Raw genomic sequence first — 21,244 nt, 5'->3', positions numbered from 1 at the left:
CAAACGCCGGCTAACCGCCGCCGCCCGCTATTTCTTCGGTTTATACACATTGTCGTCCGCCGGGAACGTCCGGTCGCGAACTTCGCTGACATAGGCTTTCACCGAACCCTCGATCTGCTCGGCGAGATTCCCGAAGCGCTTGACAAATTTCGGCGCCCATGGGCTGAGGCCGAGCATGTCCTCCAGCACCAGGATCTGGCCGTCGCAGGCCGGCGAGGCGCCAATGCCGACGGTCGGTACGGCGATCGCCTCGGTAATCTGGCGCGCCAGCGGTTCGACCACCGCCTCGACCACCACCGCGAAGGCCCCCGCCTCCTCGATCGCCTTGGCGTCGGCGAGGATGGATTCCGCCCCGCCCGGGTCACGGCCCTGGACCTTGAAGCCGCCGATGGTGTTGACCGCCTGCGGCGTCAGGCCGACATGGCCCATCACCGGCACGCCGCGATCCACCAGGAAACGCACGGTTTCCGCCATCCGGGCGCCGCCCTCCAGCTTGACCGCGCCGCAGCCGGTTTCCTTCAGCACCCGGGCGGCGGTCTGGAACGCCTTGACCGGGCTTTCCTCGTAGCTGCCGAAGGGCAGGTCGACGACGACGAGGCAATGGCTGGCGCCGCGCATCACCGCGCGGCCCTGGAGGATCATCATTTCCAGCGTCACCGGCAGCGTCGTCTCGAGGCCATGCATCACCATGCCGAGCGAATCACCGACCAGCAGGAAATCGACGAAGGGATCGATGATCCGCGCCGTGTGCGCGTGATAGGAGGTCAGCGCGACGATCGGTTCGCCGCCCTTGCGGGCGCGGATGTCGTTGGCGGTGATCCGCCGGGTCTGGTTCTGGGCAGACATGATGCTCGCTGTGTTGGTTGGGCGTTCAGGTAATCGGGCTGACGCCGAATAGCCAGAGGTGGGCGCGCCATACCAGCAATCCGTAGATCGCTGCGCCGGCCACCACGGCGATGATGTCGAACCGCCAGGAAGGCGGCGCCTTGGGTTTCGGCGGCCGGCTGCGCTGGGCAATCAGGTCGACGACCGCCCAGATCAGGAAGGCGCCGAACAGGATCGTCGTGCCGACTTCGCCGTTCACGAAAAGGTGAGCGACCGCCCAGATCGCGGTTCCGACCAGCAGCGGATGGCGGACCGCCCGCCCGATATGGCTCGGCGGCAAGGCGCTGGCGACCGCGAGAACCAGGGCGACCAGCACCAGGAGCTCGGTTGCGTGGCGCAGCCAGAATGGCGGGGCGTAAAGGAAGGCAGGATCTGAAGCAGTCCTGCCAAATCCCCATACGATAAGGACTAATCCGATCAGCGATGCCAGCGTATAGGCACCTTTATAGGCGCCTTCGCCAAATCGGCCAATTGCGGCATCGCGCCCGCCCGGTGCGAGCATCCGGACCGAATGCACGCCGAGAAAGAGGATCAGCCCAAGTATCAGGACCACCATAGTTGCCCCCTTGCTACACCTGACGATGATCTAGCACGCGGACCGGCCAGTTACATGTTGTTTATGAAAGGCTTGCTATGATGCTCGGCACTTGGGGAAGGGTTGAGTTCCGCGCCAACGGTCGCGGATCGTTTAAACAGAAGGGCTGGATCACATGAGACTTCTTGGCATTGCAGTCGCGCTTTTTGCGCTCGCTTTCGCATTTCCCGCTGCCGCGGCAAAGGTCGAGGCACGGATCGACATCTCGTCGCAGCGGATGGTCGTCAAGGTCAACGGCGTCAGCAAGTATACGTGGCCGGTGTCGACCGGGCGCAGCGGCTACGCCACGCCGACCGGCACCTACCGCCCGCAGCGTCTCGAGAAGAACTGGTATTCGCGCAAGTATGACAACGCGCCGATGCCCTATTCGGTGTTCTTCCGCGGTGGCTACGCCATCCACGGCACGACCTCGATCCGCAACCTTGGCCGTCCGGCCTCGCATGGCTGCGTTCGCCTGCATCCCTCCAACGCCGCGAAGCTTTATTCGCTGATCCAGCAGTACGGCATGGGCAACGCCCGCGTCGTGGTCACCCGCTAGGCTGACGATCGGCGGAGGCAGTCCGATGCGTATCAAGGGACTGGGCCGCGCAGCCGCGCGCGGCTGGCATGTCGGTTTGCTTGCCGTCGGAATGGCGGTCGTCGGCGGAAACCCCGCCGCGGCCGAACTTCTCGACGGCATGCGCGTCGCCAGCATCGAAACGGTCGAGCCGGCGGCGGAAAACGAAAAGCCAGGGCCACAAACCATCGTTGCCCGGGTCGATCTCTCCGACCAGACCATGCATGTCTATGTCGACGAGAAGCTGACCCACGTCTTCACCGTATCGAGTGGCCGCGGCAGTTACCGCACGCCGACCGGTCGCTGGACCGCCGAATGGCTGTCCCCGCGCCACCGGTCGCGCAAGTATAACAACGCGCCGATGCCTTGGTCGGTGTTCTTCTACCGCGGTTATGCGGTGCACGGGACGACCGACCTCAAGCGCCTCGGCAGCCCGGCATCGCATGGCTGCATCCGGCTCCATCCCGACAATGCCGAGACCTTCTTCAAGCTGGTCAAGGCAAACGGGACCGAAAACGCCTTGGTGTCGATCGTCCGGTAGAGACCGGTCCATCACCAACGAAAAGCGGCCGCCTCCGGGCGGCCGTTCTCGTTCCAGGGGTCAGTCGTCCAGTTCGTCTTCCTTGCGGACGCGCGTGGCGCCGGCCGGCCGCTCCTCGGTCCGCTTGCGCTCGTCGCGGCTGCCGATATCGCGCGCCAGCCTGCCGCCGTCGCGACCACCCTGGGTTGGTGCGCCGTTCTCACCGAGATAGGGACGCTCTTCAAGACTGCGTTGGCGTTCGCCGCGTTTGTCCGTTGTCATGGGGTTCTCCTTCTGGAGCGACAACGCAGCCGCCTTCCCGGCGTTCCCCATTTGCCGGCCGTCAGGTGGTCCAGCCGCCGTCGATGACGTGGGCCTGGCCGGTCGTGTTGCTGGCCCCAGCGAGGTAGACGGCAAGGTCGGCGACCTCCTCCGGCGTCCCCAGCCGGCCGAGCGGCTGACGGGCGACGAAGGCGGCCCGCGCCGCCTCGTAATCGCCCTGGGCGCGAAACCGCCCGTCGAGCGACGGGCTGTCGACCGCGCCCGGACAGATGGCGTTGCAGCGGATGCCCTTGCCGGCGAAGTCGGTGGCGACCGACTTGGTCAGGCCGACCACCGCCGCCTTTGTGATGCCGTAGGCGCAGCGGTTCGGCGCGCCGGTGATGCTGCCGACCACCGAGGCGACGTTGATTATGGAACCTCCGCCGCGGGCGATCATGCCGGGCAGCACCGCGCGAATAGTCCGCACCATCGACCGGACATTGAGGTCGACGGCAAAGTCGAACTCATCGTCGGTCATGTCGAGGATCGTTCCGACATGGACAAAGCCGGCGCAGTTGAACAGGGCATCGATCGCGCCGATATCGGCCACCGCCGCATCGACCGCCGCGCCGTCGCGCACATCCAGCCGGCGGATGGCGATCCCCGGCTGCCCGTCGATCCCGGCCAGCGTCTCGGCGTTGATGTCCGTCGCATGGACCGTCGCGCCGGCCCGGCCGAAGGCCAGCGCCGTCGCCCGGCCGATCCCCTGCCCCGCCGCCGTTACCAGTACGGTCTTGCCCTCGAGATCGCCGCTCATGCCCTGCCCCTTCGATTCCCCGTCGGCGCAGAGTGTAGCGCGGCGGCACGCGTGGCGCAGGTCGCCCGGCGTCCCGGCGAAACCACGCCGAAGGCTTGGCGATGCTCGGCTCAGCCGTCAAACGCAGCGGCGTAGATCTCGGGCTTGAAGCCGACCAGGATCGTGCCGCCGAGATCGAGCACCGGCCGCTTGATCATGGTCGGCTGTTCGAGCATCAGCGAAATCGCCTTCGCCTCGTCCAGTCCCGCCTTGTCGGCATCGGCCAGCTTGCGAAAGGTCGTCCCGGCCCGGTTGAGCAGCACCTCCCAGCCGACCACCCGCGCCCAGCCCTCGAGCCGTCCCTTGTCGATGCCGCTCTTCTTGAAGTCGTGAAAGTCATAGGCGACGCCATGCCCGTCAAGCCAGGCCCGCGCCTTCTTCATCGTATCGCAGTTCCGGATGCCGTAGATGGTGACAGTCACTGGCCCCTCACTCCCACTCGATCGTGCCCGGCGGCTTCGAGGTCACGTCGTAGACGACGCGGTTGACGCCGCGCACCTCGTTGATGATCCGGGTCGCGGCGCGGCCGAGGAAATCCATGTCGAAGTGGTAGAAATCCGCCGTCATGCCGTCGGTCGAGGTCACGGCGCGCAGGGCCAGGACGAAGTCGTAGGTGCGCTGGTCGCCCATGACGCCGACGGTCTGCACCGGCAGCAGCACCGCGAAGGCCTGCCAGATCACGTCATAGAGCCCGGCCTTGCGGATCTCGTCGAGATAGATCGCGTCGGCCTCGCGCAGGATCGCCAGCTTGTCGCGCGTCACGCCGCCGGGGCAGCGGATGGCCAGCCCCGGTCCCGGGAAGGGATGGCGGCCGACAAAGGCGTCCGGCAGGCCGAGTTCGCGACCAAGGTCGCGGACCTCGTCCTTGAACAATTCGCGCAGCGGCTCGACCAGCTTCATCTTCATGCGTTCCGGCAGGCCGCCGACATTGTGGTGCGACTTGATCGTCACCGACGGGCCGCCGATCGCCGAGACGCTCTCGATCACGTCCGGATAGAGCGTCCCCTGCGCCAGGAAATCGGCGCCGCCGATCTTCTTCGCCTCCGCGTCGAAGACGTCGATGAACAGCCCGCCGATGATCTTGCGCTTGGCCTCCGGGTCGCCGACGCCCTCCAGCGCGTCGAGGAAGCGGTCGGCCTCCTCGGCATGGACCAGCGGGATGTTGTAGTGGTCGCGGAAGAGGTCGACGACCTGCTCCGCCTCGCCCTGGCGCAGCAGTCCGTGGTCGACGAAGACGCAGGTCAGCTGCTCGCCGATCGCCTCGTGGATCAGCACCGCCGCCACCGCCGAGTCGACGCCGCCGGAGAGCCCGCAGATCACCCGCCCGTCACCGACTTGCGCCCGGATCCGCTCGATCGCCTGGTCGCGGAAGGCGGCCATAGTCCAGTCGCCGGCGCAGCCGACGATGTCGCGGGCGAAACGGGTCAGCAGCCTGGCGCCGTCCGGCGTATGGACGACCTCGGGGTGGAACTGGATCGCGTAGAATTTCCGCGCCTCGTCGGCGATCATCGCGAAGGGCGCGTTCTCGGAGGTGCCGACCACCTCGAAGCCCGGCGGCGTCGCCGTCACCCGGTCGCCGTGGCTCATCCACACCTGGTGGCGCTCGCCGACCGACCAGACGCCGTCGAACAGCCCGGCCGGCTTGGTCACCTCGACGAAGGCGCGGCCGAACTCGCGGTTATGCTCCGCCTCGACCCCGCCGCCGAGTTGCAGCGCCATCGCCTGCTCGCCGTAGCAGATGCCAAGCATCGGCAGCCCGGCCTCGTAGATCGCCATCGGCGGCAGCGGCGAGTCGCTGTCGAGCACCGAGGCCGGCCCGCCGGACAAGATCAGCCCCTTCGGCTTCAGCCGGGCGATCGCCTCCTCGGCCTTGTTGTAGGGCGCGATCTCGGAATAGACCCCCGCCTCGCGCACCCGCCGCGCGATCAGCTGGGTCACCTGGCTGCCGAAATCGATGATGAGGATGGTGTCGGTCATGGATCGCCCGTCTTTGAAAGCGGTGATCCCTACCGGGTTAGGCAATCGCGCGCGAGTCTGCAATGGCTCCACGTCGTCGCAGGCATGGCGGCTGAGTCTTTCCGCGGGGATGCGCCGGTTTCCTCACAAACCGATTCAACGGCTACCGCGCCGTCCAGCCGCCGTCGATCATGATCGAATCGCCGGTGACCATCGCCGCAGCTGGCGAGGCGAGGAAGACGACGACGCCGGCGACCTCCACCGGCTTGCCGAGGCGGTGAAGCCCGGCGATGCGCTCGAGGACGTCGGCGCGGAATTCCGGGTCCGACAGCATCTCCTCGGTGCCGGGCGTCTCGAAGAAGGTCGGCGCCACGGCGTTGACGGTGATGTTGTGCTTGCCCCATTCGACGGCCAGGCACTTGGTCAGGTGCGAGATGCCGGCCTTGGTCATGCAGTAGACCGACTCGCCGGGCAGCGCGACATGGCCGGCCTGCGACGAGAGGTTGATGATCCGGCCGTATTTCTGGCGGATCATCACGCGGCCGACCGCCTGGCTGGTGAAGTAGGTGCCCTTGAGGTTGGCGGCGACGGTCGAATCGAAATCCGCCTCGCTGACATCCTCGGCCGGCGTCTCGGGCGCGCCGCCGCCTGCGTTGTTGACCAGGATGTCGATGTGGCCGAAGTGCTCCGCCGCGGTGTCGACCGCTGTCCGCACCTCGTCGAGGTTGGTGACATCCATCGCCAGCGGCAGCGCCTTGCGGCCCATTGCCTCGATCTCGGCGACGAGGTCGTCACCCGTCCCCGCGACCCGCAGGCCGAGCGCGACATCGGCCCCGGCATGGGCCAGCGCCAGCGATATGGCGCGGCCGAGGCCACGGGCGGCGCCGGTGACCAGCGCGGTCTGGCCGGAGAGGTCGAAGCTCGGAAATTCGGTCACGGGTCATCCTCCACGCGGCGCGTCCCGGCCGCCGGGCTTTTCTCGCCGATCGCGGGAGGATGGGCAAGCGCCCGGGCGGTCCCTCAGGCGTGGCCGGCCGCCAGGTGGCGCATCTCGGCGCGGGACTGGACCAGGATCTTGATCGCGGAGTTCAGGAACAGCGTCGCCATGATGCCGGCAACGACAAGGTCCGGCCAGCCGGTCGCCGTTCCCCAGACGCCGAGCGCCGCGATCATCACCGCGACATTGCCGATCGCGTCGTTGCGCGAGCACAGCCAGACCGAGCGGACATTGGCGTCCCCGTCGCGATAGCTCATCAGCAGCAACACGCTGGCGACGTTGGCGGCAAGCGCCAGGAAGCCGATGATGCCCATCACCTCGGCCTCCGGGACGCCGATATAGAACACCCGGTAAAGCGTCGTGCCGAGCACCCATAGCCCCATCGCCATCAGGCTGATCCCCTTGGCGAAGGCAACGGAGGCGCGGACGCGCAGCGACATGCCGATGACGAACAGGCTGGCGCCATAGGTCACCGAGTCGGCGAAGAAATCGAGCGCATCCGCCTTCAGCGCCTGCGACCCGGACAGTTGCCCGGCGATCACTTCAACGACGAACATCGCCGCGTTGATCGCGATGACCGCGACCAGCCGACGGCGATAGCCGGCGGACAGGCCGTCAAAGGTGACATCGTGATTGCAGCAACCGCTCATGACCGTACTCTGGTCAGAACACGCGGCCGATCAAGGTTATAAGGTTACGAGATCGCAGGTTTATTCCGCAAATCGGTGCGGGTCGGCAGCTGGCCCCCGCACTCCGGCTCTCACTCCGGCAAGCCCGCCTGCCGCCGCAGCAGGAAGCGGCGCACCGCCGGGTCCTGCTCGAGGCCGATCGCCATGGCATAGGCGCGGCGGCTTTCTCCATGCGCCCCGGCGCGCGCCAGCAGCTCGGCGCGGGCCGCCCAGTAGGGCTGGTAATCGACCAGCCGTCGATCCCCGGCGAGCGTGTCCATCTCGCCCAGCGCGGCCTCCGCGCCGTCGATCTCGGCGACTGCCAGCAGCCGGTTGAGCGCCACCACCGGCGAGCCGGTTAGCGCCTGCAAGGCGTCGTAGAGCTGGATCACCGCCACCCAGTTGGCGCGGCCGGTCAGCCGCCGTTCGACATGGGTGGACTGCACGGCGGCCTCGAGCTGGTACCGGCCGATGGCGCCACGCGTGGATGCCCGCCTCAGAACCGCCTCCGCTTCGGCGATCATCGCCGCGTCCCACAGGTCCGTCTCCTGATCGGCGAGCGGCACGTAGTCCCCCTCCCCGTTCCGGCGCGCACCGCGCCGCGCCTCGGCATGGAGCATCAGCGCGAGCAGGCCGAGCGCTTCCGGCTCGTCCGGCATCAGCGCAGCAGCCAGCCGGGCAAGGTAGAGCGCCTCCGCCGACAGGCCGCGGCGCGCCGCATCGGTGCCGGCGGGATCGCCCCAGCCATCGCCGAAGGCCGCGTAGACCGCGTCGAGCACGGTGTCGAGCCGGCCGGGAAGCTCGGCTCGATCGGGCACGGCGAAGGGTATGCCGGCTTCCCGGATCCTGGCCTTGGCCCGACCCAGCCGCTTGCCGATCGCCGCCGGCGACATCAGGAACGCCGAGGCGATGCGCTTCGCGTCGAGGCCGAGCACGACCTGCAGCATCAGCGGCGCACGGATGGCCGGGTCGAGCGCCGGGTGGGCGCAGGCGAAGAGCAGGGCAAGGCGCCGGTCCGGTATCCCGGGCCCGGCCGCCGCCGCGTCGACTTCCTCCGCCAGCAGTCTCAGCGTGCCCTCCGCCGCGTCGCCGGTCTGGCGGCGACGCGCCGCATCGATCAGCCTGCGGCGGGCGACGGTGACCAGCCACGCCTCGGGCTTGGCCGGCACACCATTCGCCGGCCAGTCGGCAAGTGCCGCGGCAAAGGCGTCAGCCAGCGCGTCCTCGGCCGCCGCCACGTCGCGGGTCCGCACGGCCAGCAGCGCTACCAGCCGGCCGTAGCTGTCGCGGGCGACCATCTCGGCGGTATCGCGCGCCGCGTTGCCCTGGCTGGTCACGGCGGCGCGGCCGGTGGCTGCCACAGGCGGCGTATCTCGACGACGCCATGGCCAATCGTCGGGCATCGCGCCGCCCAGGCCAGCGCTTCCTCCTCGTCGGCAACCTCGATGATGAACGCCCCGCCGAGTTGTTCCGGGGTGTCGGCATAAGCACCCTCGCCGACCGCCGGCCGGTCGCCGGCCCGACGCACGGTCCGCGCCGTGTAATAGGGCTCGAACCGCTCGGCGGCGACGAGTTGCCCCGCCTCGCCGAGCGCCCGCGCGAACGCTTCATACCGCGCGCCTTCCGCCGCCCTTTCGGCATCGCTCAGCCGGAACCAGAACCCGGTCTCGTCCTGGTAGAGGAGCAGGATGTAGCGCATGATTCCGGCTCTAGGACGGCTCGGTCCAGAACGGCCGCACCTCGACCACGCCGTGGCTGGTCGTCGGGCAGCGCGCCGCCCAGGCAAGCGCTGCATCGAGGTCCGGCACGTCGATGATGTAGTAGCCGCCCAACTGCTCCTTGCTGTCGGCGTAGGGTCCGTCGAGAACCTGCGGCTTGCCATCCGCCTCGCGAACCGTCGTCGCCGCCGCGCTCGGTTGCAGCCGGCCCCAGGACGAGGCGACGCCGGCGGCCATGATCGCCTCGGTATAGGCGCGATAGGCGGCGATCCCGGCCTCCTGCTCGGCCGGCGTCAACTTCGTGAAACCCGTCTCGTCGACATAGGTCATCAGCATGAACTGCATCTCAAATCTCCTGTGTTGTCCGGCGGGCGCTCATGCCCCGCCGTCACACTGACGCGCGACGCCGGTCGATTTGGACAGGCACTACAGTATTCGGCAACAAAAGATCGGCAGAGGGGTCAGAACCAAGGGACTCGAAGGCTTTCGGGTGGCCTAATCTGCCTCATACGACACCAGGTCGCCGCGGAAATAGGTGAACGGCCCGTCGTCGAGCAGCCATGAGACCTCGGCATGGGCCGGCAGGCGGATGCCGCCGAAGTCGCGGTAATCCGTGAATTCGCCGCGCCAGCGGGTATGGAGGAACGCCCCCTTTTCCTCGCGCGGCCGGTCGTCGGCCTCGATCACCGTGATGTCGCCGGCCGCGTCGAAGGTGAGGCGGACGCGGGCGAGGTCGCCGTCCGATGTCTCGGCCGCGACTTCGACGGTGGCATCGTCGATCTGCCGCCAGCGCAGCGCCGGATTGCCGAGGATGGCCTGCGGCGCCCAGGGCAGTTCGGCGAGATAGCGATAGAGCTCTCCGTAGTTGACCTCGGGTCCGGTCGCGTTGGCCACCGGGATGGAGCCGAGCAACCGGACCCGGAGCCGCCCCTCGCCGCCGACATAGGCGTCGATTACCCGCATCCCGACCAGCGGCATGATGTCAGCCCGCGCATCCCAGGCGAAGGCCGGCGCGCCGATGCCGATGACCTGCCGTGCCGTCACACTGGTCCACTCCGCCTCGGGCCGCAACTTCAGCGCCGCGTCCTGGGTGAAGGAGACCCGCGCCGGCAGGTCGCCGGGCTCGCCGGTTGCGCGTTCGGCAAAGGCGCGGACCAGCGGCGGCAGTTCGGCCCGGTCGACCGCCACGGGCGCGACCTTGCCCACCGCGGCGAAGGCCGTCTCGATCTCCATGTCGAACAGCCGCCGGGCCGTGAGGTGAACCACCAGCGCCACGACGAGGATCGCAAAGAGGATAACGAAGATCATCCGGCGAGCCCTTCTCCTGGCCGGCGCCCGACTCCGATCGACCTCAGCCCGTGCCACCCACGTCACCCGCGCCGGGTCGGAAGCGGCCCTCGGCGACATAGTCGGCGAAGGCGTCGAGGCAGACCGCCAGCTTCTCGTCGAGGATGTGAAGGAACTCGGTCCAGTCGTGCAGGCCGGTCAGGTCGCTGCGGCCGTCGCTGATTCCCCTCAGCCCGATGATCGGCACGCCGAAACGGCGGGCGGCGCGCGCGACGCTGTAGGTCTCCATGTCGACCATGTCGGCAGCGATCGCATCATAGGCCTTGCCCGAAACGATGTTGCCGCCGGTCGAAATCGACGCCGCCGGGATGTCGGGAATGCGGTCGGGAACGGCGATCACCGCCGGTTCGCCGCTGAACGGCGTCACGCCCTTGTCGAAGCCGATCGGCGAGGCGTCCATGTCGCGATAGGCGACGCTCGAGACCTGGTAGATCCCGGCATGCTCCAGCGACGCCGAACCGGCGGTGCCGAGCGAGCAGACAAGGTCGGGCAGCGCGCCGACCCGGTCGAGTTCGCCGAGCGCGGCGGCGGCTCCGACCGCCGCCTCGACCGGCCCGACGCCGGTGATGACCGGCGTGATCCGGCGCTGTAGATGTGGCCCGTATTCCTGCTCCGTCGCCATGACGAAGAGGACCGAGAGCGTGCCGTAGCGCGACACGGGCGGTGGCGTGGCCTTACTGATCATCGTTCGGCGACGTGTCCTTGCAGGCGAGGTAAGTCAGCGCGTAACCGTCGTCCATGCCGATCTCGACGAGACGCAGGATCTTGCCGTCATAGTCGACTTCAAAGCCGAAGATCACATCCTCGATCCAGGCCTCGCCCTTCTCGATGCAGGAATTGGTCAGGCGCCAGACCTGCCCCTCGCCGCCGATGCGTTTCACCTCCTTGATGTCGCAGATCACGTCGCCGGTGACGATGCGGTCGTCGGCGATCACGGTCTTGTTGTCGGTGTCGGGAATGTCGGCGCCGCATTCGAAATACCAAGCGCCGTCGAGCGGCGTCGCGCCAAGCGCGGGACCGGCGGCGGCAAACAGCAGGGCAAGCGTCGCAGCGATGGATTTCACGATTCGAACGTCTCCGACAGGACCGGGCACGCGCGAAGCTTATGGCAGCGCGACCGGCATGGCGACCCTTGGCCGACGCGGATCTAGTTCAGGTCGCAGCGATCGCGAGCGAGCACATAGCCGTCGTCGAGATCGACCTCGATCAGCTGCAGCGGCTCGCCCTCGTTACCGAGTTCGACGGCGAAGAGGACATTGCGCTGCCACTCGTCGCCCTCGCCGGCGCAGCTCAGCTTGAGGTTCCAGGCCTGGTCGCCCGCACCGATCGCCGCTACGTTGTCGATAGAGCACTCGCTCTCGTAATACAGGACCCGGCCGTCGGCGATCACCGTCGGCACCAGGTCGCCGGCCGCGATCTCGCAGTCATAGGCCCACTCCCCCTCGAAGGGGAATTCGGCTAGCGCCGGTGCGCTCGTGAGGGCAAGCAAGGCAACCGATGACAGAAGCGTCTTCATCAACCCGTCCTTTCCAGCACACTGACGAAAAACCCATCCGTACCCGTCGTCGCCGGCGTCATCATGACACCGTGCGCGGTCAGGCGGCTGGCAGCGACGAGGCGGGGCCCAAGCTCCGCTCCGAGGCTCCGCTCGACCGCCGTCTTCGGATCGACCGGCGTCATGCCCTCGGTCGCGGCGACGAAGGCGGCGATGCGGTCGTCATTCTCGTCCGGCATCATCGAGCAGGTGACATAGACCAGCCGGCCACCCGGCTTGAGGTAGCGGACCGCCGCCGTCAGCAGCGCCGACTGCTCGGCGATCCGGTCGGCGAGGTTGCGTTCGCTCAGCCGCCACTTGGCGTCGGGACGGCGGCGCCAGGTGCCGGTGCCGGTGCAGGGCGCGTCGATCAGGACGGCGTCCATCTTGCCATCCAGGTCGTCGAGCGAGTCACCGGCGGGACGGACCTGTCCGTTGCGTGTCCCGGCCCGTTTCAGCCTGTCAAAGATGGGCGCCAGCCGCGTCCGGTCGCTGTCCGTGGCCAGTATCTGGCCCTTGTTTTCCATCGCGGCGGCGAGCGCCAGCGTCTTGCCGCCGGCCCCGGCGCAGAGGTCGAGAACCTGTTCGCCGGGCTTGGCCCCGACCATCAGCGCCGCCAGCTGGCTGCCCTCGTCCTGGATCTCGAACAGCCCCCGCTGGAAGGCCGGTTCGACCTGGACATTGGGGTGCCGGCCGTCCTTTTCAGTCGCCGCGATACGCAGGCCATCGGGCGCGAAAGTCGTCTCGGCCGCGCCCAGTTTCCCAAGCGATTTCATTACCTTGTCACGGTCGGCCTTGAGCCGGTTGACCCGCAGGTCGAGCGGCGGCCGCAGCGCCAGCGCCACGCCTTCCGCGATCCAGGCGTCACCGAAGCTGCGCTCGAAATGCGGCGCCAGCCATTCGGGAATATCGGCCCGAACATGGCCCGGCGCGGTGGACAGGTCGGCGGTGTCGATGCGTTCGCGTTCGGTACCGGTCAGCAGTTCCGGCGCATGCGGGACGCCGTCGATCAGCGCGGCAAGCCTCGCCCCGTCCATCCCCCAATGCCGCCCAGCCATGCCGAGAACGAGAGCACGCGGGCTTTCCTCGCCCATCGCCCAGGCGCTCGAACTCCGCCAGCGCAGCGTGTCGTAGACGATGTTGCCGATGGCGGCGCGATCCTTTGAGCCGGCGAAACGGTGCGACAGGCCCCAGTCCTTCAGCGCCCCGGCGACGGGGCGATGGCGGGTTTCCATGTCGGCGACGACCTCGATGGCGGCGGCAAGCCGTGCGGCGGGCGTCATCGGGCAAAGCCCGGGAGTGCAGTCATTGCGGGGCAACCACGCTGATCAGGAAGACGATCCACATCGCCATCAGGATGAAGAAGCCCGCCGCGTAAACGGCGAAGCGTCGGGGAATGTTGTTGGTCGTCCCATAGATCAGCGCATGGAGCAGGCGCGTCACGACGAAGAGCCAGGAGAAGACCAGCAGCGCCATCGACATGCGACCGGCGAGAAAGGCCAGGACGGTGACGAGGTAGAACAGGACCGGCAGCTCGAACTGGTTGCGGAAGGCATTCGCGACATTCTTGACGTCCTGCGGCCAGACGTCGTGGCCGTTGGCATAGTCGCGCAGGTTGACGACGCCGCCGCGGACCAGCCGGGTGCGCAACTGTCCGAGGCGCAAAAGCAGCGCAAAGGTCAGCGCCACCTGGACGAACAGGGGCGCAAAAGTGACGGTCAGGCTCATTGGGACTCATGCTCCATGGCCCTCCCGATTGCGGGTAAAAAGTAGCGAAAAAGGGACGGGATCAGGCCCGCCCCGGGTAATTCGGGCTTTCGCGGGTAATCGTCACGTCGTGGACGTGGCTTTCCCGCAGGGCCGCGCCGGAAATCCTGACGAAGCGCGCCTTGGCGCGGAGTTCGCCGAGATCGGCGGCGCCGACATAGCCCATCGCCGCCCGCAAGCCGCCGGCCAACTGGTGAAGCACGCCGGCGACCGGGCCCTTGTAGGGCACCTGCCCCTCGATGCCTTCCGGCACCAGCTTCAGCGTGTCGCGCACCTCGGCCTGGAAGTAGCGGTCGGCGGAGCCGCGCGCCATGGCGCCGATCGAGCCCATGCCGCGGTAGGACTTGTAGGACCGGCCCTGGTGCAGGTAGACCTCGCCCGGGCTCTCGTCGGTACCGGCCAGCAGTGAGCCGATCATCGCGCAGGAGGCGCCGGCGGCCAGCGCCTTGGCTAGGTCGCCGGAGAACTTGATGCCGCCGTCGGCGATCACCGGGATGTCCTCCTTCGCGGCCGCCTCGGCGGCGTCCATCACCGCGGTCAACTGCGGCACCCCGACCCCGGCGACGATCCGCGTCGTGCAGATGGAGCCCGGCCCGATGCCGATCTTCACCGCGTCGGCGCCAGAGTCGATCAGCGCCTTGGCGCCGTCGGCGGTGGCGACATTGCCGGCGATGACCTGAACCCGGTTGGACAGTTCCTTCACCCGACGGACCGATTCCAGCACGCCGGCGGAATGACCGTGGGCGGTATCGATGACGATCAGGTCGCACTCGGCGTCGATCAGCCGCTCGGCGCGCTCGATGCCGCCCTTGCCGACGGTCGAGGCGGCGGCGGCGCGCAGGCGCCCCTGCTCGTCCTTGGTGGCGTTCGGGTTGAGCTGGCTCTTCTCGATATCCTTGACGGTGATCAGCCCGACGCAGCGATAGGCGTCGTCGACGACCAGCAGCTTCTCGATGCGGTGCTGGTGGAGCAGCCGCTTGGCCTCATCCTGATCGACCGACTCCGTCACGGTCACGAGATTGTCGCGGGTCATCAGTTCGGCGACGCGCTGGCTCGGGTCGGAGGCGAAGCGGACATCGCGATGGGTGAGGATACCGACCAACCGGCCCGGCCCGGCGCCGGTCTCGACCACCGGAATGCCGGAGATATTATGGTGCTTCATCAGGGTCAGGGCGTCGGCAAGGGTCGCACCGGGCTGGATGGTCACGGGATTGACCACCATGCCGGATTCGAACTTCTTGACCTGGCGGACCTGCTCGGCCTGTTCCTCGGGCGAGAAATTGCGGTGAATGACGCCGAGGCCACCGGCCTGGGCCATGGCGATCGCCAGGTTGGCGTCGGTGACCGTATCCATCGCCGCCGAGATGATCGGCAGGTTCAGGTTGATCGACCGGGTCAGGCGGGTGCGGAGATCGGCATCGCCCGGCAGCACCTCCGAATAGCCCGGCGCCAGCAGGACATCGTCAAAGGCGAGCGCCTCGTGGATGAGGGAGGACTCGATCAGATTGGCCATCGCCAACTCCCGGAAAATGGGGCACCGCCGGCCAGAAAGGACCTGGCACGGGTGCGGCGCTCCGTTGAAAAGAATTGGCGCGGGTCACTAGCACGTCCCCTACGATTCGGCAAAGCGGTCTTGTCGGTCGGTTTGGCGATGGGTCCGGGCGGTCGTTGCGCCGAGATATTCGCGGCGTCTCGACGCTTGACATCACAGCGCCTTTATATAATAAATTGTTTATATAAGGACAACGTGATGAAAAACCTCGATACCGCCTTTTCCGCCCTTGCCGATCCGACACGCCGGGCGATCCTCGCCCGACTGGCGCTCGGCGAGGCGACCGTCATGGAACTCGCCAAACCCTTCGCGATGACCCAGCCGGCCGTCTCCCGACACCTGAAGATTCTCGATCAGGCCGGGCTGATCGTCCGCCGGGTCGACGGCACGAAAAGGCCGTGCCGGCTGGCGCCCGACGGCGTCGCCGCGATCGACCAGTGGCTCGGCATGCTTCGCGACACCATGGCCCGCAACTACGACCGGCTGGACGACGTGCTGGCCGAGATGACCGCTACCAACCCGAAGGACACCCCATGAACCAACTGACGCTTGAGACCGAAGGCGACAAGCACGTCGTCGTCAAACGCCGTTTCGCCGCCCCGCCGGAAGCCGTCTACCGGGCGCATACCGAGGCCGAGATCATGCAGAAATGGCTGTTCGGCCCGGATGGCTGGACGATGCCGGTCTGCATCAGCGAAGCGCGGCCGGGCGGCCAGCTGCGTTGCGAGTGGAGCGACGGCAAGGGCGGCGGCTTCTACCTGACCGGCGAATATATCGAGCTCGTGCCTTTCAGCCGGATCGTCCATGTCGAACGCATGCACCTGCCCGATCCAACCCCCGACAACCATGTCGAGACGACCTTCACGCCGGATGGCGACGGCACGCTGCTGACCTTGCGCATGACCCTCCCCGATGCCGAGGCGCGGACAGCCATGCTGGCGACCGGCATGGAGGAAGGCATGGAGGCGAGCTACGCCCGGCTCGAGACGATGCTCTAGACGATGCTCTAGGTCAGCGCCCAGACCCGAGAAACTCGAAGGGCGGAATCGCATCCGCCCTTCGATCAATCCCGACGGCCCGGGGAAGCGCCGCCGGCAACCCGGCGTCAGCGACAATATTCGCCCGTCTGGACGGCCCCGCCATTGGTGACGGTCCGGGTTTCGAAATCGTAGCAATCGGGCCTGTCCGAGGGCCTGTAGTGGATGTAATAGGCCTCGCCCTCGTAGGTGTAGTCCATCCTGCGCTCGCCATCGTCGCTCTCGGTGAAGACGAGATCCTGGACACCGCCGCGCGGTGGAACGCCGGGAGTGGGACCGGGCCCAGCGTCGGCTCCCCTGAGCGGCGCCACCCGTGGCAGGGAACGGAAGTCGGCGACCTCGCCCATCAGGCACTGGACGATGTAGGGGGCATCCTCGGACGTGTGATAGCGATAGCCGAATGTCGCGTCCGGCTGGCCGTTGCAGACGTCGAGGTCGCCCTTGGCGATCGCGGTCCCGTCGGGGTTGTTGTCGCCGTAGATCGGGAAACCGTCATACGCCCAACCGATGACGGCATCATCGCCGGCATTCTCCATCTGCTCGATCATGCAGGTCGGCTTGACGTGATAGTGATAGTCGTCGCCGCGACCCGCGTGACCGCCACAGACGTCGAGCTGGTGGGTGGTCAGGGTGTCGTGACGGGTCTGATGATGGTGGAGGTCCGCCTCGGTCATCTCGCCACCGGCGGTATAGTCATAGATCGGCACGCCGTTGACCGCGACGCCAAGCGACGCGTCACGGGTCTGCGGGGTGTCGCGCAGCGTGGTCTCCAGCGGAATCGGCGCTGCATAGCCGACCGCCGGCACCGGAACCTGTTCGTTGGTGCCGACGATCCCGGTCATCATCTCGTGGTCGGGATAGGTGTCGGAGACGATGCTGGCGTGGCCGCCTTCGCAGATCACTGAAACGGTGTCGGAGAATCCGGCCTCTTCGACAGAAGCCGCGATCACCGCGCAGCGATCATCATGGGCCGCCGCCGATTGGGCGGCGCAAGCGGCAACGATGAACGGCAGCACCGCTGTCAGCGGTCGCAGGTGAAGACTGGTCATCTTGAATTCCCCGGGCTGGAGTGACGGGCGGGACACTGCGCCTGCGTTCGGGTCAAACGCCGTCTACTCGACCGTTATCCGGCAAAGCACGGTGTTGTCGGTTTCCAGGTCCGGTCCCCAGATCAGCTCCGCCGCATCGTCCCAGCGGATGCGGTCGTAGCCGTCCTTCGGGCTGACTTCGCGTTCGGAGAAAACGCTTGCCGCCTGCCAGCCGGCGGCGTCGAAATCCGCGGTGCTCCAGCCGGCCGGTTCCTCCGTCACCCGGAAGGCGCAGGCGCCCTCACCGGCGACCGGGTTGCTTTCGCCCTCGCAGGACTTGTCGAGCGGGGCTTCATGGATCACCAGGCAGTCCCAGCCGGCGTCGCTGACCACGACGGTGGCGCCGCTGGCGTCCTTGACCTGCAGGATGACCCCGCCGTCACCCATCTGCTGGCGGTTGGTGCCGATATATTCGAGGCCGCTGTCGTTTTCCCTGAAGTCCTTGGCGATCAACCCGATCGTAAAGGGGCGTTCCGCCTCGAAGGAGAAGCTCTCGGCGTTGAACGAGCGTTCGGTGGTGATCGGCACGCTGTCTTCGGCGACGGTTTCGCCATTCACCTGCAAGGCGAACCAGTTGTCGGCCCAGACGTCGGCCGAAAAGGTCTCGGCCATGGCGGCCGGGGCCGCGAGGCTCGCGATGAGTCCGGTGAGAAGCACGTATCGCATGGTGTCGATGTCCCCGTGTTGAGTCAGGTCCTGACCGTTTGCGGCGAAGACCGCCCGGACCGCGATGCGGACCGGGCGGCTCGTTGTTGCCGATCACGGCGTCGTCAGGCGTCAGCCGTTCTGCGGGGCAGGCCCCTTCGGACCGGGACCCTTGCCCGGACCGTTGCCGGGGCCTTTGCCCATGCCGTCGCCGGGACCGTTGCCCATGCCCGGGCCATTACCCGGACCAGGCCCCTTGCCCATTCCCGGACCGCCGTGGCCCTTGCCGGGACCACCCGGACCGCCCCGCGGGCCAGCCAGTTCGGCCTCGTCGATCGCGCCGTCATCGTTGCGGTCGAGGTGCTCCAGCATGGTGTCGTAGCGGACACTGTACTCCTCGAGGGTCACCGAGGCATCGCCATCCGGATCGAGCTGCTGGAAATCGCGGACGATGCGAAGGTTCATCGTGTCGGCCCAGAGCGCCTTGAATTCCTCCAGCGACAGCGCACCGTTTCCGTCCGTGTCATACTCGCCGACGCGCTCGGCATTCACCGTGGCGATCTCCTCGGCGGTGATGGTTCCGTCCTCATTGACATCGAACCGCTCGATCAGGATCTCGGGCATGCCGCCACGCGGGCCGTCGCCCATGCCGCCGGGACCGCCCGGACCGCGGGGGCCGTGACCGTCGCGATCGCCGGCACCGTGGTGGCCGGGGCCGCCGCGGCGATGCTCGTCGCCGCGACGGTCGTCATCGCGGTGAGCCATCTGCTGCGGCTGCTTGCGCATGCCGTCTCCGGCATCGGCGAAGCTCGGGGTGGCCGCGATGCCGACGGCGGAGGCCATCAAGGCTGCGACAAGAACTTTGCTGCGTGTGTTCATCGTAATCTTCCTTCCATACACGTCCGGGGGTGGACAGACCGGGAGATAGGGGTGATCGAGCGAAAGCGTGTGGCTCAGATCCCCCGGTTTGTATCGAGGGTTGGCAGGAAGGCGGGCTGATACAAAGCGTTACATCTTTTCCGGTAAACGGGCCAAAACCGGCCTCGCAGAAGCCGGTTGGAGGGGCGATTAACACGTCATGGAAACCTCGCCACACATCCTGATCGTCGACGATTCAGCCGATATCCGCGAGCCGCTGGCCAAGTATCTCGCCAAGTCCGGCATGCGGACCTCGACGGCGAATGGCGGCGTCGAGATGCGGCGCCTGCTCAAGACCAATGCCATCGACCTGGTGGTGCTCGACATCATGATGCCCGGCGAGGACGGGCTGTCGCTCTGCCGCTTCGTGCGTGAGACCACCGACCTGCCGGTCATCCTCCTGACCGCGATGGCCGAGGATACCGACCGGGTGGTCGGGCTCGAGATCGGCGCCGACGACTATGTCACCAAGCCGTTCAATCCGCGCGAATTGCTGGCCCGGGTCAAGGCGGTGCTGCGGCGCTCGCGTGCCCTGCCGCGCCAGACCGAGCAGCCGAAGAATGCTGAAATCCGGTTCGACCGCTGGACCCTCGACACCGCCCGGCGGGAGATCGTCGGCGAGGACGGCGTCGCCATCCCGCTGTCAACGACCGAGTATCGCCTGCTGACGGTCTTCGTCCGCCGGCCGCATATGGTGCTGTCGCGCGACCAGCTTCTCGACCTGACCAGCGGTCGGTCGCTCGAACCGTTCGAGCGGTCGATCGACAACCAGATCAGCCGGCTGCGCAAGAAGATCGAGGCGGACCCTAAGGCGCCGACCATCGTCAAGACGGTGTGGGGCGGCGGCTATGTGCTGGCCTGCGATGTCGAGGAACGACCGAAATGAGGGTGCTGCCGAAAAGTCTCGGCGGGCAGCTCGTCGCGCTGCTGATCGGCGCGCTGGTCGTGGCGCAGGGGGTGAGCTTCCTGCTCTTCACCGGCGACCGCGAGGACGCGGTGCGCGTCGCCAACCGGGCGGGCCTGCTCGGCAACATGGCGTCGGTCGTGCGGGTGCTTGCCAGTTCGCCGAAGGATACGCGGCCGGCGCTGGCGGTGGCCGCCACGTCGCCGCGCATCCGCTACTGGATCAGCAACAACAGCGCCGTCGAAAAGGCGGATCCCGGAGCGGAGGCGGCCAATGCGCCCTTCGACCGGATGTTCCAGATGCAGTTGCGCGAACCGCCGCGCATCGCCCTCGTCGACGACAAGGGCAAGCAGACCAGGGGACCGCGGGACGGACCGAAGCACGGCCCCGGCCGCGACCACCCCTATGCCGACCCGGACTATGACGTGCGGGCCTCGGTGCCCTTTCCCGACGGCGGCTGGCTTAACGCCCAGACCCGGATTCGGGCCGAGCAGGTCCCGTTCCCCTGGCCCACGATCATCTCCGCGCTGCTGATGGCGGCCGCGATCCTGCTGATCATCGGCTTCACCGTGCGGCGCGTAACACTTCCCCTCGCGGCGCTCGCCAAGAGCGTCGAGGCTTTCGGCCTCGGTGGCCCGTCGAAGCCGCTGCCTGAGACCGGCCCCAACGAGGTGCGACGGCTGACCTCCGCCTTCAACCGGATGCAGGACCGGCTGGAGCGATTCATCGCCGACCGCACGCGGATGCTGGCGGCGATCGGCCACGACCTGCGCACGCCGATCACCTCGCTCAAGCTGCGCGCCGAACTGCTCGACGACGAGGAGGCGCGGACCCGGATGTCGGCGACCCTCGACGACATGCAGCGGATGACCGAGGCGACGCTGGCCTTCGCCCGCGACGACGCCGCGGCGGAATCGGCGCGGCAGGTCGACCTTGAAGCCCTGATCGAAAGCGTCGTCGACGACCAGTCGACGCTCGGCCACCAGGTAACCTTCACCGGCGGCGGTCGGCTCCCCTATTCCTGCCGGCCGACAGCGATCAAGCGTGCCATCGGCAACGTGCTCGAAAATGCCGTCCGCTACGGCAAGCGCGCCCGCGTCACGCTCGCCGATACCAAGGCCGGGCCGATCATCACGGTCGATGACGACGGCCCCGGCATCCCCGCGGATCGCGTCGAGGAGGTGTTCAAGCCTTTCGTCCGGCTGGAGACCTCGCGGAGCCGCGAGACCGGCGGCGTCGGCCTCGGCCTGTCGATCGCCCGCTCGATCATTCTCGGCCATGGCGGCGGGATGACGCTTTCCAACCGGCCCGAAGGCGGCCTTCGCGTCGAGATTCGCTTGCCGCCGCCCGCCGCGCAGACTGCCTGACCGCTCCTTTCCACCGCCGCAATTCGCGTGTGTGACTTGCCGGCGTGACGGGAGGGTCTGCCTCCTGCCCGTT

Annotated in this window: 27 protein-coding genes; 6 read left to right on the top strand and 21 right to left on the bottom strand. The window is 67.6% G+C overall.

The annotated features are described in order from the left end of the window. Positions 1-27: 27 nt before the first annotated feature. Both panB and BLT60_RS16550 read right to left on the bottom strand, forming a co-directional pair. A complete protein-coding gene (panB, locus tag BLT60_RS16555; protein WP_090878006.1) occupies positions 28-846 on the bottom strand; it encodes a 3-methyl-2-oxobutanoate hydroxymethyltransferase in 819 nt (272 codons plus the stop codon). Between the two features lie 25 nt (positions 847-871). Then, on the bottom strand, positions 872-1,441 hold the full coding sequence (locus tag BLT60_RS16550) for an NnrU family protein (RefSeq protein WP_090878004.1): 570 nt from the start codon (positions 1,439-1,441) through the stop codon (positions 872-874). Between the two features lie 154 nt (positions 1,442-1,595). Here BLT60_RS16550 and BLT60_RS16545 point away from each other — a divergent pair, with 154 nt between their 5' ends. Beyond that, on the top strand, positions 1,596-2,018 hold the full coding sequence (locus BLT60_RS16545) for a L,D-transpeptidase (protein WP_090878001.1): 423 nt from the start codon (positions 1,596-1,598) through the stop codon (positions 2,016-2,018). 25 nt (positions 2,019-2,043) lie between these two features. Then, on the top strand, positions 2,044-2,577 hold the full coding sequence (locus BLT60_RS16540) for a L,D-transpeptidase (RefSeq protein WP_244521303.1): 534 nt from the start codon (positions 2,044-2,046) through the stop codon (positions 2,575-2,577). A 60-nt stretch (positions 2,578-2,637) separates the two neighbouring features. Here BLT60_RS16540 and BLT60_RS16535 read toward each other — a convergent pair whose 3' ends face one another. From BLT60_RS16535 to guaB, 16 genes are all read right to left on the bottom strand, one after another. Beyond that, on the bottom strand, positions 2,638-2,838 hold the full coding sequence (locus BLT60_RS16535; protein WP_090878447.1) for a hypothetical protein: 201 nt from the start codon (positions 2,836-2,838) through the stop codon (positions 2,638-2,640). Positions 2,839-2,899: 61 nt separating this feature from the next. Further along, the gene (locus BLT60_RS16530) at positions 2,900-3,634 is read right to left on the bottom strand and encodes an SDR family oxidoreductase (protein ID WP_090877998.1); all 735 of its coding nucleotides are present in this window, start codon (positions 3,632-3,634) and stop codon (positions 2,900-2,902) included. A 110-nt stretch (positions 3,635-3,744) separates the two neighbouring features. After that, the gene (locus BLT60_RS16525) at positions 3,745-4,095 is read right to left on the bottom strand and encodes an ArsC family reductase (protein WP_090877996.1); all 351 of its coding nucleotides are present in this window, start codon (positions 4,093-4,095) and stop codon (positions 3,745-3,747) included. Positions 4,096-4,102: 7 nt separating this feature from the next. After that, positions 4,103-5,650: a glutamine-hydrolyzing GMP synthase gene (gene guaA, locus BLT60_RS16520; RefSeq protein WP_090877994.1), complete on the bottom strand. Its 1,548-nt coding sequence runs from the start codon at positions 5,648-5,650 to the stop codon at positions 4,103-4,105. A 142-nt stretch (positions 5,651-5,792) separates the two neighbouring features. Beyond that, positions 5,793-6,566, bottom strand: coding sequence for an SDR family NAD(P)-dependent oxidoreductase (locus BLT60_RS16515; protein ID WP_090877992.1), 774 nt, complete (start codon positions 6,564-6,566; stop codon positions 5,793-5,795). A gap of 83 nt (positions 6,567-6,649) precedes the next feature. Next, on the bottom strand, positions 6,650-7,276 hold the full coding sequence (locus BLT60_RS16510) for a cation efflux transmembrane domain-containing protein (RefSeq protein WP_090877990.1): 627 nt from the start codon (positions 7,274-7,276) through the stop codon (positions 6,650-6,652). Positions 7,277-7,386: 110 nt separating this feature from the next. Continuing rightward, positions 7,387-8,631, bottom strand: coding sequence for an RNA polymerase sigma factor (locus BLT60_RS16505; RefSeq protein ID WP_425285031.1), 1,245 nt, complete (start codon positions 8,629-8,631; stop codon positions 7,387-7,389). Beyond that, entirely contained in the window at positions 8,628-8,993 is a 366-nt protein-coding gene (locus BLT60_RS16500; RefSeq protein ID WP_090877986.1) for a YciI family protein, read from the bottom strand. The genes BLT60_RS16505 and BLT60_RS16500 overlap by 4 nt, the downstream gene beginning before the upstream one ends. A gap of 10 nt (positions 8,994-9,003) precedes the next feature. Next, positions 9,004-9,357: a YciI family protein gene (locus BLT60_RS16495; protein ID WP_090877984.1), complete on the bottom strand. Its 354-nt coding sequence runs from the start codon at positions 9,355-9,357 to the stop codon at positions 9,004-9,006. Positions 9,358-9,507: 150 nt separating this feature from the next. Continuing rightward, on the bottom strand, positions 9,508-10,320 hold the full coding sequence (locus tag BLT60_RS16490) for a DUF6544 family protein (RefSeq protein WP_090877983.1): 813 nt from the start codon (positions 10,318-10,320) through the stop codon (positions 9,508-9,510). Positions 10,321-10,363: 43 nt separating this feature from the next. Next, positions 10,364-11,044, bottom strand: a complete 681-nt coding sequence (locus BLT60_RS16485) for a 5'-methylthioadenosine/S-adenosylhomocysteine nucleosidase (protein ID WP_090877981.1) — start codon at positions 11,042-11,044, stop codon at positions 10,364-10,366. Beyond that, complete coding sequence (locus BLT60_RS16480; RefSeq protein ID WP_090877980.1) at positions 11,034-11,423, bottom strand: hypothetical protein; 390 nt, start codon at positions 11,421-11,423, stop codon at positions 11,034-11,036. The genes BLT60_RS16485 and BLT60_RS16480 overlap by 11 nt, the downstream gene beginning before the upstream one ends. A gap of 83 nt (positions 11,424-11,506) precedes the next feature. Then, positions 11,507-11,875, bottom strand: a complete 369-nt coding sequence (locus tag BLT60_RS16475; RefSeq protein ID WP_090877978.1) for a hypothetical protein — start codon at positions 11,873-11,875, stop codon at positions 11,507-11,509. After that, a complete protein-coding gene (locus BLT60_RS16470; RefSeq protein WP_090877976.1) occupies positions 11,875-13,176 on the bottom strand; it encodes an RsmB/NOP family class I SAM-dependent RNA methyltransferase in 1,302 nt (433 codons plus the stop codon). Before BLT60_RS16470 ends, BLT60_RS16475 begins: the two co-directional genes overlap by 1 nt. Positions 13,177-13,198: 22 nt before the next feature. Next, complete coding sequence (locus BLT60_RS16465) at positions 13,199-13,621, bottom strand: MAPEG family protein (protein ID WP_090877974.1); 423 nt, start codon at positions 13,619-13,621, stop codon at positions 13,199-13,201. A 61-nt stretch (positions 13,622-13,682) separates the two neighbouring features. Beyond that, positions 13,683-15,173, bottom strand: coding sequence for an IMP dehydrogenase (guaB, locus tag BLT60_RS16460; protein WP_090877973.1), 1,491 nt, complete (start codon positions 15,171-15,173; stop codon positions 13,683-13,685). A 237-nt stretch (positions 15,174-15,410) separates the two neighbouring features. Between guaB and BLT60_RS16455 the strand changes: the two genes are divergently transcribed. Together BLT60_RS16455 and BLT60_RS16450 are read left to right on the top strand one after the other, a co-directional pair. Next, positions 15,411-15,749 carry an ArsR/SmtB family transcription factor gene (locus BLT60_RS16455; RefSeq protein ID WP_090877971.1) on the top strand — a complete coding sequence of 113 codons (339 nt, stop codon included), beginning with the start codon at positions 15,411-15,413 and terminating at the stop codon, positions 15,747-15,749. Continuing rightward, positions 15,746-16,210, top strand: a complete 465-nt coding sequence (locus BLT60_RS16450) for an SRPBCC domain-containing protein (RefSeq protein WP_090877968.1) — start codon at positions 15,746-15,748, stop codon at positions 16,208-16,210. The genes BLT60_RS16455 and BLT60_RS16450 overlap by 4 nt, the downstream gene beginning before the upstream one ends. A 107-nt stretch (positions 16,211-16,317) precedes the next feature. On the opposite strand, the gene BLT60_RS16445 is transcribed toward BLT60_RS16450, so the two are convergent. From BLT60_RS16445 to BLT60_RS16435, 3 genes are all read right to left on the bottom strand, one after another. Further along, the gene (locus BLT60_RS16445; protein ID WP_090877967.1) at positions 16,318-17,298 is read right to left on the bottom strand and encodes a YHYH protein; all 981 of its coding nucleotides are present in this window, start codon (positions 17,296-17,298) and stop codon (positions 16,318-16,320) included. Positions 17,299-17,361: 63 nt separating this feature from the next. Beyond that, positions 17,362-18,003, bottom strand: coding sequence for a PEBP family protein (locus BLT60_RS16440; protein ID WP_090877965.1), 642 nt, complete (start codon positions 18,001-18,003; stop codon positions 17,362-17,364). 111 nt (positions 18,004-18,114) lie between these two features. Then, on the bottom strand, positions 18,115-18,861 hold the full coding sequence (locus BLT60_RS16435) for an EF-hand domain-containing protein (RefSeq protein ID WP_090877963.1): 747 nt from the start codon (positions 18,859-18,861) through the stop codon (positions 18,115-18,117). A 199-nt stretch (positions 18,862-19,060) separates the two neighbouring features. Between BLT60_RS16435 and BLT60_RS16430 the strand changes: the two genes are divergently transcribed. Both BLT60_RS16430 and BLT60_RS16425 read left to right on the top strand, forming a co-directional pair. After that, positions 19,061-19,786 (top strand): response regulator, encoded by a 726-nt coding sequence (locus BLT60_RS16430; RefSeq protein WP_090877961.1) that lies wholly within the window; start codon positions 19,061-19,063, stop codon positions 19,784-19,786. Continuing rightward, the gene (locus BLT60_RS16425; protein ID WP_139167869.1) at positions 19,783-21,171 is read left to right on the top strand and encodes an ATP-binding protein; all 1,389 of its coding nucleotides are present in this window, start codon (positions 19,783-19,785) and stop codon (positions 21,169-21,171) included. The genes BLT60_RS16430 and BLT60_RS16425 overlap by 4 nt, the downstream gene beginning before the upstream one ends. The last annotated feature ends 73 nt before the right edge of the window (positions 21,172-21,244 follow it).

The sequence above is a fragment of the Bauldia litoralis genome (assembly GCF_900104485.1).
Lineage (GTDB): Bacteria > Pseudomonadota > Alphaproteobacteria > Rhizobiales > Kaistiaceae > Bauldia > Bauldia litoralis.
This window is presented reverse-complemented; position numbering and strand designations above follow the sequence as displayed.